We start from the raw sequence: 13,232 nt of genomic DNA on the forward strand, positions 1-13,232 counted from the left end.
AGTTGCCATTTCGTTGCCTCTGCGGGAAAAAAGAAAAGGGGCTGACATAGATAGCTGAGAAAGGCTATTTCTGTCAGATGGATAAGGCGCGCCGGCGGAGCTGGCTGCTTCCAAGTATTCAGCTTGAGCTTTTGAGGTTGTTCGTGGCGGGGGTTCCGGCGCGGACGGCGGCGGAGTTGACCGGGGTAAACCGGAATACGGCAGTGCTCTTCTATCACAAACTTCGAGAGGTCATTTCCGAAACCCTTGCCGAGCAAACCCCGTTTCTGGCGGGCGAGGTCGAAGTGGATGAGAGCTATTTTGGCGGCCATCGCAAAGGCAAACGCGGGCGGGGTGCTGCCGGAAAGGTGCCTGTCTTCGGGCTGCTGAAGCGGGGTGGATTGGTCCACGCTGTCATGATCCCAGATGCTAAGTCACCGACTTTAATGGGCATTATCCGCGAGCGCATCAAACCCGACAGCATTGTTTATACGGACAGCTTTCGCGCTTAAGATGTTCTAGACGTTTCCGAATTTCAGCACCATCGCATCAACCACAGCGAAGAGTTTGCCGATCAGCGTAATCACATCAACGGGATTGAAAACTTTTGGAACCAAGCTAAGCGCCACCTGCGGAGCTACAACGGAATCCCAAAACACCACTTCCACCTGTTCCTCAAAGAGTGTGAATGGCGCTTCAATTACCGACCAGCCAGCAACCTGTTGAAAACCCTCAGGCAGTGGGCCAAAGTATAAAAATCAACCCTTATCTATGTCAGCCCCAAACATTATTAGAATTTAATTCGCCAGACTCAGGAGGTTTCTTGATGTGATAACCCTGCGCGTCCCCTTCCCGTTCTTGGATATGTCCCAGCCGGCGGCTGGAAAGTCGCCAGCAACACGGGCAACTCATCGGCACGGTGTTCCGCCAATGGCCGTCTCGCCCGGATGATCAGAAAACCTCTCGCCAGCAGATATCAACGTCTTCCTGCGTAACCGCTTGAGCCGCAGCGGCGCCCCAACTTCGAGCCCTGTCAGATCGTGGCAGTTTGATGTTGCTAGCGGCTCGGCGGCATCACTGCCCGCCGCCAAGCGCCTCGGGCGTTTGAACACTAACCCAGAACGGAGAAAAATGTTTCGTATTCCGAGTAACGATCACGAGATCGTAAGCTTTCGCTATACCTGCAATCGTTGCATCGGCCATTCCTGGATCGTGGCCTGCGGCCAGCGCTTTAGCCTCTAACTGTCCGGCCAGGGTGGCGGCGAGGGCATCGACCGCAAGGATTTTATCGTCATAGGTAGCAATGAGGCCAGCCAGCCAGATTTTCAAACTGGCGGCTTTTGCTGTCGCGCCCTTATGCTCCAGAAGGGCGATACCCTTTTCGATTTCATGAAGGGTGACAACCGACAAAAAGAGCCGGCCTTGGCCGTCCATCTGATCAAGCCAGCGCAAAAACCCCTCCGACGCCTCGGCGCGCGACGGCGATAGCATAGAAATCACATTGGTATCGAGCAGGAACCCGGTCACAGGTCAATCGTCCGGGACGGGGCTGGATTCCGCTCAAAAGCCTCGCCCGGAAAGGTTCGGAGGTACGCGGCGAGGCCGACGCGTTTGGGTTCCATCGCTTTGCGCGCGATTTCGGCGGCCTCGACCGAGACGAGGGCAGCAACGGGTTTGCCGTGCCGCGTAATCGTCACGAAGGCCCCTTTCAGGGCCTCATCGACCAAGCCTGAAAAGCCAGCCTTGGCATCTTTTAAGGTGATGGTTAGCATTTTAACCCGCCCCAGTGGTCACATGTGACCATAATAGGCGCTCTTCGCCCTCCCCTCAAGGGGGGACAGGTGACGGCGCATCGGCCCAGCCTAAAGGAAAGGATAGCTTTTTTCAGGGTGTCATTCACAGCGCTCAAGGAGTTCCGCGCCATGACCACCCTGCTCGCCCCCTCCCCCGTTGCTTCCACTGTCCCGGCCGGCGGCTGGAAAATCGACGCCCAGCGCGGCCAGCTCATCGGCGCGGTGTCCCGCCAGTGGCAGACCCGCCCCGATGATCAGAAATTCCTCTCGCTCGCAGATCTGGACGCCTTCCTGCGCGACCGCTCCAACCGCAGCCGGGAATCCACTTTCGAGCCCAGCCAGATCCGCATCCAGGCGTCGCGCAACGATCCCGACCGGCTGGCGCTGCATCTGCCTTCGGACGAGGTAGCCCTGCCGACCTATTGGGGCTTTGGCCGCCTGGCGCAGCTCGCAGGAGCGCCAGCGGGCTATCTCCGGCAGCTTCCGGCGACCCTGGCGGCGGTGAACCTGCAATGGGGCCTTGCCGATAAGAACGACCACATCCAGGTGCAGACTCTCACCGACGCGAAAGGCCGCTTTACCGAGCTTCGCGCGGCGACCGGCCCGGATTACGGGCGCATCCCCGATTTTCGTTTGGTGTCTGCCATCCGGCGGATTGCGGGCGACGGCACCGGCGATACCCGGTGGAAAACGCCTGGCCTGATCGACTGGGGTTCCTCGACCTATAATCCCTTCGTCGACGTCACCAAAGAGACGACGACACTCTATGCCTCCGACCAAGATGTTTTTGTATTCCTGGTCGATGATCTGACCCCGATTGAGATCGGTAAGCTCCCGGATGGCTCACCCGACGTCTATTTCCGGGGGTTCTACGCCTATAATTCCGAGGTCGGGGCCAAGACCCTCGGAATCGCCACGTTTTTCCTGCGCGGCGTTTGCGCCAACCGCAATATCTGGGGCGCGGAGGAATTTCGGGAGGTGAAGATCCGCCATACCCGCCATGCGATGCATCGTTTCACCGAGGATGTGGCTCCGGCGCTGGCGGCCTATGCCAATAGCTCCCCGAATAAATTCCGCCGGGCCATCACGACCGCCAAAGAGACGATTGTTGCCAAGACGGCCGAGGAGCGCCTGGAGTTCCTCCAGCGCCAGAAATTCACCAAGCCCGACGCTGAAGCGATCATCCAGTCGGTGCTTCAGGAGGAGGGGCACCCGGCACGCAGCGTTTTCGACTTCGTGCAGGGAATCACCGCAACCGCCCGTGCCCTGCCCCACCAGGACGCGCGGATCGAGCGCGAACTACGCGCGAAGCATCTCCTCGACCGTCTGACCTGACCCAACCGCCCTAAAGGAAAGGGGTGCCCTTTTAAGGGTGCCCCGCTGGGGGGTTCAAGAAGTTAGAAGGAAGCACATCATGACGAAAACCACCCGCCGTAAGATCGAGATCGCCAAACTGAGCGTCCATCCGGCCAATGTCCGTAAACCCGAGAGCTATAGCGCCGACGGCATGGAAGCGCTCAAAGCCAGCATCGCTGCCCTTGGGCTGCTGCAAACCCCTGTCGTCCAGGCCTTGCCCGGCGGCAGCTTCGGCGCGCTGATCGGCGGCCGCCGCATTACCGCCTTGCAAGCCCTCGCCGCGGAGGGGCTGTTACCCGCGGGCAGCATCGAGTGCATCGTCATCGATGCCGACGTGCCGCATTTGAGTGCCATGTCGCTGGCCGAGAATACCACCCAAGAGCGGATGCACCCGCTGGACGAGTTCGCCGCCTTCGCGCGCATGGCTGACGAGGGCATGTCGATCGGCGATATCGCCCGCGCCTTCGCCCTCACCGAGCGCTATGTCCGCGAGCGCCTGAGCTATGGTCGGGTCCATCCGACGATCCGCGCGGCATTTCGGAGCGGCGGGAGCCTTGACGCGCTCAAGGCCTATGCGGCTCACCCGGACCCGGCGGTTCAGCTCCAAGTCTTTGAGAGCTTAACCGATAACGAGCGCACGCACCCCTATTCGATCCGCAATCGCCTCGAAAGCGCCAGCATCCAACTGTCGAACCCGCGCGCGCAATTCGTCCTCGACGCCTACCGTGCCGCCGGCGGGCCGATCACCGAAGCCCTGTTCGAAGACCAGTCGGTGCTTAACGACAGCGGCCTCGTGGACCGGCTGCTGATGGAGGGCCTGCAAGCCCTGGCCGACGCCGAGAAACAAAAGCATGGCTTCGCCTGGTCGAAGGCACTGCCGGCACCCGATCAAGACCTGCTCGCCAATTACACCCTGCTGCGCAGCCAGCCGCGTCCCCTCACCGAGGCCGAGGAGGCCCGTCTTGATGCAATCGCCGACCGACTCGATGTTCTTGAAGGGCTCATGGCCGACGCCGCATCGGAGGAGGAAGAAGCAAACCTCGCTGCCGAAGCGGATGCCCTGCAAGAGGAACTCAACGCCCTGCAAGCCGACGTCTTCGATCCGGCCGAAGCCGCAGGCGCGGGTGTCATCGTCTGGTGGACGCACAATGGTCCAGTGGCGCGGCATGGGCTCGTCGAACGCCAGCCGGTCACGCCGACGCTAAGCGATATCCCGGACGAAGCGAGCGAGACCGCGCCGGAGGCGATGGTCGAGGGCGAGGAGGAGCCCGAAGGCGACGCCCCGCTGAACTTCAGCGCTCGATTGGTCGCGGACCTGGGGCTGGAGCGCGCCGAGATTGCCACGATTGGTCTGACCCAGGCCGGTCCGCTCGCCAGCAAAGCCGCGCTGTTTGCCGTTGCAATGATCGGCCTCACCGGGCGCGGCCCGCAGGGGCTGCACCTCATCCGCGAAAATGCCTGGGAGCGCCATAGCGCCGGTAAACTCCGCGATACGCCGGTGCTGCGCGAGATCCAGAGCATCACCCAGGCCCTGCCGCTCGACTGGCTCAATGCCGAGACGGCGGACGAGCAGTTTCGGGCCTTCTGCGCACTCCCCGAGGACGTGCAGGAGAGGTTGCTGGGGCTCGCCCTTGGCAAACTGCTCCATCTGCCCATCGATGACCGTCGGGCCGGGAGTTTCGGGGAAATGGTTGCGGGTTATGCCCTGACGAGCATCCGCGACGTCTGGACGCCCGATACGACCTTCTGGAGCCGGTTGACCCGCCCGCAAATGCTGGCGGTCTTGCGCGATCTCGGTCTGCCGATGCACGCCGCGGGCATGACGGCGGCCAAGAAGGTCGATCTGGTCGGCTATATGGTCAACCTCTTCGCCGGAATCGACATGGGGCTGACCGAGGCGCAGCGCGCGGCGGTTGCCGCCTGGAGCCCGCACGGGATGGAGGTGATGCCTTTCGGGCAGGAGGGCGAGGCGGGTGAAGACGCGGGCGACGCCGAGGAAGGGGACGCGGTGTCCCTGCTGGCAGAAGCAGCGGAATAAGCAGCACGGGGCGCTTTCCTCACCGGGAAGCGCCCCGTCGCTTTTAACGACCGCAAAGGAAAGGAGGGCTTCGCAGGGGTGTCTCTCGACACACTTAGAAAGGTTCTCCCAAATGACTGCTCTCCGCGCGCCCCGCTTCGATCTTACCCAGCAGCTGCTCGACCTACTGGCCAATGATATTCGCACCCAGCGCCTGATCACCGCCGCTACCTTGCAAAGCCATATGATCGCACGCTTCGGCGATAGCGACGCCAGCGGGGCCTGGTCGTGGCGGCAAGCCTATGACCTCTGCGAAGCCGCTCTGCTGATGGCGGCCGAGGATCTGGCGGCGGTCTCCAGCAGCCCCGAGACCCGCCTTGCCGCCTTCGAAGCCGCCCAGGCGCGGCTCCCAACCCAAAGCCGTCGTGGGGAAGACCAGGTTCGGCTTCAGCAATTCTCAACGCCCCTGCCCTACGCCTTCGTTGCCGGGGTTGCGGCGCATATTCGCGCCGGCGAGACCCTGCTCGAGCCCTCCGCCGGGGTCGGAGCCTTGGCCAAGATCGGCCAGCTCTTCGGGGCGAAGCTGCTCGCCAATGAAATCGATGCGCCGCGCCGGGATTTGCTGGGGCGCGTCTTAGGCTTGGTGCCGACGGCCCATAATGCCGAGCATATCGATGATCTGCTGCCGCCGAACCTGAGGCCCAGCGTCATCCTGATGAACCCGCCTTTCGTCTCCTCGAGCACCCGCGCCGACCCTTCCATGGCCGAGCGCCACCTCTACGCGGCCTTCAAGCGCCTTGCCCCCGGCGGCCGCCTGGTGGCGATCCTGCCGACGAGTTTTAGCGAGGCCTCGGTCTGGTGGGCAAAGATGAAAGATCGGGCCGCGTGGCGTTTGCGGTTGCTGGTACCGGGTTCGGCTTTTCGCAAACATGGCACCTCGGTCGAAACGCTCCTTTGCGTTTTCGACAAGGTGGCACCGACCGGCGGCGGGGCCGACCTCGCCTATCGCGCCGAAAGCCTGACCGAAGCGCTGCAAGTGCTGGACATGCTCCCGGCACGGGCGAGCCTCAATACTTTGGCTCCCGCCTTGGCCAGCCCGCTGGCGGGGCTGACCCGCGCCGCCGCCGCGCCGCGCCCGCAGGCGCTGATCCCGCAGCCCCTTGTGTATCATCCCCGCGCCCAAGCACAGTTTGGCGAGCCGGTCTCGCCCGTTTTTGCCGCCTATGTGCCCCAGCGCGTCGATATTCCCGGCGCGCTGCCCCATCCGACCGATCTTGTCGAAAGCCTCGCCATGGCGAGCGTCCTGCCGCCGGTCCCGACCTATCAGCCGCTCTTGCCCGGTCGCTTGGTGGAAAAGGGCCTGCTGTCGGTGGCGCAACTCGAGACGATTATTCACGCGGGCGAGGCCCATCGCCTATTTCTCCCTGGCCTTTGGGCACCCGATGCGAGTGAGACCGCCTTCATTGAGGCCGTATCGGGCGGTTTTATCGTCCGCCAGGGGTATTTCCTGGGGGATGGCACCGGCGCGGGTAAAGGCCGCCAGGGCGCGGCGATTATTCTCGATAATTTCCTGCAAGGCCGTCGCCTTGCGGTGTGGATTTCGAAATCAGCCCTGTTGATCGAGGACGCCCGCCGCGATTGGGCGGCCCTGGGCGGCAATCCCTTCGATATTCATGACGTTGGCGGATGGCCGATGGATGCCGATGTTCCCGTCACCAGCGGCATTCTGTTCGTGACCTATGCCACCTTGAGGGCAGAGGGCAAGCAGGGGCGGACCCGGCTGAAGCAGCTGCTCACTGCCCTGGGCAAAGAGTTTGACGGGGTGGTGCTGCTCGACGAAAGCCACGCGCTGTCGAACGCCCTCTCGGTCGAGGACGAGGAGTTTGGCCTTCAGGAAGGATCGCTTCAGGGCATTACCGGCATGCGGCTGCAATGCGCCCTGCCCTTAGCCCGCTTCGTCTATGTCTCGGCAACGGGCGCATCAAAGCTGGAGGCCCTGGTCTATGCGCAGCGCCTGGGGCTGTGGGGGAACCGCGAAACCCCCTTCCCCAATCTCGACAGTTTTCTCGACGCGATGAACGCCGGCGGGGTTGCGGCGATGGAAGTGGTTGCCCGCGATCTAAAAGCCCTTGGGCTTTATGGCGCGCGCGCGCTGTCCATGGTCGGGGTTGAGTATGAGGTGCTGCACCATGATCTGACCGATCGGCAGCGACAGATCTACGATACCTATGCGACGGCCTTCCAGGTCATCCATGCGAACGTCACGGCGGCGCTGCAAGCGACCGGCGTCCTGAACCCGGACGGGCAAACCGTCAGCAAGCGGGCGCGCGGGGCGGCGATGAGCCGGTTTGAGAGCGTCAAACAGCGGTTTTTCTCGCACCTGATTACGGGATTGGCCGCGCCGACGGTGCTTCAGCGCATCGAGGCCGATCTTGCCGCGGGCGAAGCCGTTGTGCTTCAGCTCGTGTCGACGGGCGAGGCGATGCTGAACCGCCGCATCGATCCGGGCTTCACTGGGCTGCTGGCGGATGATTCCCTTGATCTAACCCCGCGTGAGTTCCTGCTGGATTATCTGCACGGGGCTTTCCCGACCGAACTCTACGAAGAGGTAGAAATCCTCGGTCTCGGTAAAACTTTGGTGCCCGTGCGCGATGCCGACGGCAATATCGTCCGCAGCCGGGAGGCCGAGGCCTTGCGGGATGCAATGATCCTGAGCTGTGGTGCCTTAGAGCCGGTTCCCACCATTCTCGATCAGATCCTCTGGCATTTTGGGGCCGACGCCGTGGCAGAAGTCTCCGGACGCCAGCGCCGCCCGATTTATAAGCGGGACGGCGGCGAGAGCCTGTTGGTGATCGAGAAGCGCAGCGCCCGCGCCAATCTTGCCGAAACCGACGCCTTCATGGCCGACCGCAAGCGCATCCTCGCCTTTAGCCAGGCGGGCGGGACGGGGCGCTCGTACCATGCCGAGCGGGGTGCGAAGAATCACCGCCGCCGGAATCACTACATTATCGAACCGGGCTGGCAGGCGAATGAAGCCGTCCAAGGGGCCGGACGCACCCATCGCTCGGGGCAGGTCTGCCCGCCGCGCTACCGCGTCTTGGCGGTCGGCGTTCCCTCCCATAAGCGTTTTAGCTCGACCATTGCCCGTCGCCTTGAGGAAATGGGCGCGCTCACCAAGGGCCAGCGGCAGACGGGCGGAAGTGGCCTGTTCCGCGCCGAGGATAATCTTGAAAGCCCCTATGCCCTCTCAGCCCTGAAAGCCTGGTTTACCGCGCTGATCGATGGGCGCGCGGAGAGTATCGCGCTTGCGGATTTTGAGCGCCTATCGGGGCTGAAGCTGGTGAGTAAGGAGGGTAAGCCCCTCGACCAGATGCCGCCGATGCCAAGGTTTTTGAACCGTCTGCTGGCCTTCGCCTTGGCCGACCAAGAACGGATCTATGGCGAGTTGGACGCCTATATCGCCGCCAAGATAGAGGATGCCAAAGAGCGCGGCACCTATGACCGGGGCGTCGAGCAGCTCACCGGCGAAAACATCGAAGTGATCGACGATCACCTCCTCACCACTCACGCGCGTACCGGCGCTGAAACCCGGCTCTACCGCATTCGCCGCGATGTACCGGTCTATCGGGCCAGTGCGAACCAAGCGCTGTTTGAGCATGACAAGGCGGTTCCGGTTGAACACCGGGAAACCGGCGTGCCTGCCCTCCTGCAACCCTGTGCCGGGCGGTTCGGCGACGACGGCGGGATTGTTCCGATGGTGCGGCTCACGACGACGACCGGGCGGCGGAAGATGAGTGCCGCCGAGGCCGCCCTGGACTATCGCCGCATCGATGCGCAAATGTTTGCCGTCGCCTGGAATGCCGCCGTTGCCCTCCTCCCAAGCCATGAGAGCGAAGAGCTTTTTGTCTTGGCCGGGCTGCTGCTGCCGATCTGGCGGCAGGTGTCTTTCGCCGATCATCGGGTGTTTCGGGTGGAGGCGAATAATCATCCGGCGCTGCTGGGGCGCGTTCTCTCCCCGACCGCAGCCCAAATGCTGATCGGTCGGATTAAACCCGCCGAGACGGTGACGCCCGCCGGGGTTCGCGCCGCGCTGATCGCTGAAGGGCGGACGCTCGCGCTTGCCAGCGGCTTGCAGCTTCGCGCGCGCCGGGTTGCTGGGGAAAAGCGCATCGAGGTCGAGGGCGAGATCGAGCCGATGTTGGCCGAGTTGAAAGCCGCCGGGTGTTTTGTGGAAATCATCCAGTTCAGGACGCGGGTGTTTGTGCCGTGGTCGGAAGGTGAGGACGGGCTGAAGGGGCTGGAAGCGCTGTTGGGGCGGTTCCCGATTGAGGGGTGAGGGTCAATCATTGGCGGGGGTTTCCTCCCCCCCCGCCCAAGACCACTATTCTTTATCACCCAAAAGTTCACGAAATTCGTTCCCAAGTTCCTCTAATGCATCTTTAATTTCGGTAGTAATTTTTTGGAATATTTCGATCCCAGCGGCAATATCTGGGTTGCTGCTGGGCATATCGACTGTAAAGAGAAACCGATTGTACGCCATAGCTAATTCTGCGTTTATTTTTTCGATTTTATCTGCCGTCTTTCTCGGGAGAAATATGGAGTTGATCGGGTAACAATCGAGGAATTTCTTATGTTCATCGAGTGCTATATTCCGTCGTTCGTCCATTGATTTGTCTCCGGTAAGTACTAGCGGTTTGGTGTATTCAGCTAGGCTTCGTAGAACCAATGTGAGCGAGCCAAATATTTCAGCAATGGTCTCCGCCCGCTTCCCGTGTAAATGTGAAAAGCGTAGCTCATGTTCCTTCGCCGCGATATTAAGGCTTGATCGGAGTCGTTCGATAGTCAAGTCCGAATCCCGCTTTAACTCCGCTTTATGAGTTTCTAATTTGGCGTCATATTCATTTTTTATCTGTTGCTTGATCCTCTCCGACAGCCAGGTCTTGCTGAGCCATATCAAGAAACCAGCTACGCCGCCGCCTGCGATCAGCGCCGTGACTAATGAGGATGCAATCGATAACGTGATCGTTTCAAGCATATCACCTCCTGAGTGATGGCGGGAAATTTGCTCCCGCCTGCGCGCCAGCTTTACACACTTGCTTTAAGAAACCGCCCATTTACCCGGATCCCCGTTGTTTCACACTCGACCAAAGTGCTTATCTTGAACAAATATTTCACGGCACTGGGATAAGAAGAAGCCTGTGTTTCCACGATATAAGTGAAACCATCAAAGCAGAGAAAGTAAGGGCTGAAATCCGCCGCTTGCTCGTTCACATAAACAATTGGTCGTGGCAACCCGCGCCTGAAGGCTTCCTCAGCGTTCGGTGAGAATGCAGCGAATGTTCCATGAAGAGCGCCTGCTAGAAGGACCGAAGTAGGATCGTTGCGGGAAAACAGAACGATCATCGGCCTATATTGGCCCTCCTTGTGTAAATTGATGCGATCAGCAAACTGACGACGGCGCAATCCGTCGATTGCTCGCTGGAGCCTTGCAGGGAGTTCCAGGGGCGAACCCTTGGGACAGCGATCCGGTGATTCTCTCCCCGAGACTAACCCGAGGTATTTACGCGCATAATCTCGGAACACGTGACGATCAGGTGCTTTCCGCTCGATCTCGTCGAGAAGGTTCTCAACAAGAACACCTGGATCGGCAGCCAATGAACAGGCTTCGAGAAAACCACTTGAACTTACAGGCGCTAACTCTGAGTTGATGCCCAAAAAGGCCCGTTCACGTATCGCCTGTTCGATGACAGCCATTGTTCCCGACTGTCGGAAATTGGCATCGTCGAAGGTCACGCTATTGATCGCCTGCCGCCAGACGACGGCATTAGCGTATATCCGACCTGGGAGGTGATTTAGGCGCGTGTCGAGGCACCTGAAACCGTTCATTAGCTCGACAAGGCCGAGGGCGTCGACTGAACCCCATACCGACGATTCCTCAAGAGATCGTGCCTCAGTGTCGATGAGCAGCAGCCCTGGTAGGCTTCGCTGATTCATCTCCTCGACCCAAGCGGTCATGGCGACGTTCAGCGCCGTATCCGCGATGCCGTAAAGTAATGTGTTTGCGTGAGGGTCATGCGGAATTTCTCCCTGCATAAGAGCCGCATCGATGGCCACATGCAAAGGCGACCGATGATCAATCGCCCAGATAGGCGTGTCACGATCAGCTCCGGTCAGTTGAAGCATTTGAGCGATTCCCCTCCAAGATCCCAAGCCGTGGGAAGCAGCGATAGCCTCCTGACAGCGGGTCAAGGGATATTCGACCCCAAAAATATCCTTAGAGGCCCTTTGCAGGAGTTTGGCCTGTTGTTGAAAAGACCTAAGATTAGCGCGGCTTCGGGCCAGCATGGCCCGAAAGAGAGATTGAACCATTGTTATCCTCTCCCAGGGCATTATCCCCGGCTCTAAATGGTCGTAGCTTAAATAGTCTCCGCACTTTCACATGCGTCGATTATCATTGTATTCCGCTGTTAAGCTTCAGACGTTTACCTTTTGTGGCATAGGTCAGGCGTGGAATATCGCCGAATTCATAAATATCGCGATCCGGGGTAACATTCAATTATCAAAATAATGGTTGTGTTTTTTTTGGGAAAATCATAAGATTAAATGAACGCGGTGGGATTGGCCCGCTGCAAGAGGTGTGAGACCTAAAGATGACCATGATCATCGTCCAAATTCCCCATCAACGTCCCGCCATAGCATTCTCTGCTGAGAGTTTCGCAGAAATTGCTGACCGCGCTGGACAGAAAAGCGTCGCTCCGGACGTGGTCATCTGGACAGCAGCACAACTGACTGAAAGTTTTGACGATGATGTTGAAGGCATTATCGGCGCTGCTGGGATTGAACTCGTGGCGCGTGATGGATGCATCGCCGAAGTATCGTTGTCGGAAGTAAAATCTGACTGGGTGGCCGTCGCAGATGCTCCCTCAAAGGACGATATTGTGAAGGAGTGGCTCGGGGCTGATATGAGCAGTCTTCATATTCTCGAGACCGCAGACGAAGCAAAAAATTTCGTCACGACCTGGGTCGGTCATGGATGGACGAGCGCCCGCGCCGCTGTGCGACGTGAGGCCGAACGTCTCGGTTGGCTTATGGAGGACGAATGACCCCTTTTTCAACATTATGTGCAGTCTGTGGTCTTTCGCATAGGGAGGCCGCTGACTTCGTAAGAGTGCGTCTGGATACTGTTAAAAACTGGAGTTCAGGCAGGGATGTAACACCAAAGGGTGTCATTGCTGCCCTCATCCAACTTAACCAGCGTATACAGCGAGCCGCCGATCAGGCTGTCTCTGTTGTGATGGAACAGCGTCCCCCTATTGTAGAGTTAGGCTATCCGGCCGACGACGAGGAGGCTCTAAGCCTCGGTTGGCCCTCTGTCGGCGTAATGCGCGTTCTACTCGGGCGAATCATATCGGGTATTCCAGATGGAATACCCGTGAGGCTCGTGCCGCGAGGCTCTACACCGGCAACAGCCGCCGCTGCCGACGCTCAACGGCGGTAGATTTAGCTTTTATTTCATAACTGTTTCCTCAGGAGAGAATCATGAGCCTTTTCATCGCCTATCGTGACGTCTCTGGTGCCAAGTACAAGGTTTTCGGGGATTTCCCGACGGCCGCCGCCTGGGCGCTCGACGGCCAGGAAAAACCTGAATTCATCATCGACGGCGACCAGGTCGTTCCCGCCCCCGCCGTTACCCCGGAAACCTTCCGGGCGGTCTATCACGATCTCGATGCGGCCCTAGCCTCCATCGCCGATATGGCGCCGACCGCGCGCCGCCTTGCCGCCGCTGAGCTTCATGCGCTGGCCGACGCGCTCGACGAATTTGGCGACAGCGAAGAGCTTGCGGCCTGAGCCTGTCGGCCCGGTTCAGCGCCGGTCTGACCGTGCCCGCCGGGCCGACCTTCCGGCCTGGGTGCCCGAGATCCAGGTGACTTATGCGCTGCCCTCCCTGGCCGGCAGTGCGGCCCAGGAAGTTTGGGCGCGGCGTGTAAGGGCCGATAAGGTTCAGGAGGCCCTGCGCTATCGCTCCGAGGTCGATGCCGCCGCTTGGGGCCGCTTCATCGGCCCAGCGCACGCGGGCGACTGGCTGG

10 protein-coding genes and 1 pseudogene are annotated in these 13,232 nt (G+C 60.2%); 7 read left to right on the forward strand and 4 right to left on the reverse strand.

The annotated features are described in order from the left end of the window. Window positions 1-77 precede the first annotated feature (77 nt). Window positions 78-734, forward strand: a pseudogene (locus tag ACIQ36_RS04740) (IS1595 family transposase). 319 nt (window positions 735-1,053) lie between these two features. On the opposite strand, the gene ACIQ36_RS04745 reads toward ACIQ36_RS04740, so the two are convergent. Next, window positions 1,054-1,506 carry a type II toxin-antitoxin system VapC family toxin gene (locus tag ACIQ36_RS04745; RefSeq protein WP_395826432.1) on the reverse strand — a complete coding sequence of 151 codons (453 nt, stop codon included), beginning with the start codon at window positions 1,504-1,506 and terminating at the stop codon, window positions 1,054-1,056. Further along, window positions 1,503-1,751, reverse strand: coding sequence for a type II toxin-antitoxin system Phd/YefM family antitoxin (locus ACIQ36_RS04750; RefSeq protein ID WP_395826434.1), 249 nt, complete (start codon window positions 1,749-1,751; stop codon window positions 1,503-1,505). Before ACIQ36_RS04750 ends, ACIQ36_RS04745 begins: the two co-directional genes overlap by 4 nt. A gap of 150 nt (window positions 1,752-1,901) precedes the next feature. Between ACIQ36_RS04750 and ACIQ36_RS04755 the strand changes: the two genes are divergently transcribed. The 3 genes from ACIQ36_RS04755 (at window position 1,902) to ACIQ36_RS04765 (ending at window position 9,481) form a co-directional block, all read left to right on the forward strand. Next, window positions 1,902-3,107 carry a DUF932 domain-containing protein gene (locus ACIQ36_RS04755; protein ID WP_395826436.1) on the forward strand — a complete coding sequence of 402 codons (1,206 nt, stop codon included), beginning with the start codon at window positions 1,902-1,904 and terminating at the stop codon, window positions 3,105-3,107. Between the two features lie 79 nt (window positions 3,108-3,186). Further along, entirely contained in the window at window positions 3,187-5,166 is a 1,980-nt protein-coding gene (locus ACIQ36_RS04760) for a ParB/RepB/Spo0J family partition protein (RefSeq protein WP_395826438.1), read from the forward strand. Window positions 5,167-5,278: 112 nt separating this feature from the next. Next, window positions 5,279-9,481, forward strand: coding sequence for a strawberry notch-like NTP hydrolase domain-containing protein (locus tag ACIQ36_RS04765; RefSeq protein ID WP_395826440.1), 4,203 nt, complete (start codon window positions 5,279-5,281; stop codon window positions 9,479-9,481). Window positions 9,482-9,526: 45 nt separating this feature from the next. On the opposite strand, the gene ACIQ36_RS04770 is transcribed toward ACIQ36_RS04765, so the two are convergent. Continuing rightward, window positions 9,527-10,180: a hypothetical protein gene (locus ACIQ36_RS04770; protein ID WP_395826442.1), complete on the reverse strand. Its 654-nt coding sequence runs from the start codon at window positions 10,178-10,180 to the stop codon at window positions 9,527-9,529. Window positions 10,181-10,230: 50 nt separating this feature from the next. Beyond that, complete coding sequence (locus ACIQ36_RS04775) at window positions 10,231-11,328, reverse strand: hypothetical protein (RefSeq protein WP_395826444.1); 1,098 nt, start codon at window positions 11,326-11,328, stop codon at window positions 10,231-10,233. Window positions 11,329-11,795: 467 nt separating this feature from the next. Here ACIQ36_RS04775 and ACIQ36_RS04780 point away from each other — a divergent pair, with 467 nt between their 5' ends. The 3 genes from ACIQ36_RS04780 to ACIQ36_RS04790 form a co-directional block, all read left to right on the forward strand. Continuing rightward, window positions 11,796-12,248 (forward strand): hypothetical protein, encoded by a 453-nt coding sequence (locus ACIQ36_RS04780; protein WP_395826446.1) that lies wholly within the window; start codon window positions 11,796-11,798, stop codon window positions 12,246-12,248. Between the two features lie 436 nt (window positions 12,249-12,684). Continuing rightward, window positions 12,685-12,993 (forward strand): hypothetical protein, encoded by a 309-nt coding sequence (locus ACIQ36_RS04785; protein WP_395826448.1) that lies wholly within the window; start codon window positions 12,685-12,687, stop codon window positions 12,991-12,993. After that, the coding region (locus tag ACIQ36_RS04790; RefSeq protein ID WP_395826450.1) for a hypothetical protein at window positions 12,983-13,232 on the forward strand (250 nt) is incomplete at its 3' end. The genes ACIQ36_RS04785 and ACIQ36_RS04790, both read left to right, overlap by 11 nt.

The sequence above is a fragment of the Elstera sp. genome (genome assembly GCF_044372965.1).
In the GTDB taxonomy this organism is placed as follows: Bacteria; Pseudomonadota; Alphaproteobacteria; order Elsterales; family Elsteraceae; genus Elstera.

What these genes read in the sequence shown, in the direction of transcription:
- ACIQ36_RS04750 (WP_395826434.1), bottom strand. Translation starts at nt 1,751, where the DNA reads ATGCTAACCATCACCTTAAAAGATGCCAAGGCTGGCTTTTCAGGCTTG.
- ACIQ36_RS04755 (WP_395826436.1), top strand. Translation starts at nt 1,902, where the DNA reads ATGACCACCCTGCTCGCCCCCTCCCCCGTTGCTTCCACTGTCCCGGCC.
- ACIQ36_RS04760 (WP_395826438.1), top strand. Translation starts at nt 3,187, where the DNA reads ATGACGAAAACCACCCGCCGTAAGATCGAGATCGCCAAACTGAGCGTC.
- ACIQ36_RS04765 (WP_395826440.1), top strand. Translation starts at nt 5,279, where the DNA reads ATGACTGCTCTCCGCGCGCCCCGCTTCGATCTTACCCAGCAGCTGCTC.
- ACIQ36_RS04770 (WP_395826442.1), bottom strand. Translation starts at nt 10,180, where the DNA reads ATGCTTGAAACGATCACGTTATCGATTGCATCCTCATTAGTCACGGCG.
- ACIQ36_RS04775 (WP_395826444.1), bottom strand. Translation starts at nt 11,328, where the DNA reads ATGCTTCAACTGACCGGAGCTGATCGTGACACGCCTATCTGGGCGATT.
- ACIQ36_RS04780 (WP_395826446.1), top strand. Translation starts at nt 11,796, where the DNA reads ATGACCATGATCATCGTCCAAATTCCCCATCAACGTCCCGCCATAGCA.
- ACIQ36_RS04785 (WP_395826448.1), top strand. Translation starts at nt 12,685, where the DNA reads ATGAGCCTTTTCATCGCCTATCGTGACGTCTCTGGTGCCAAGTACAAG.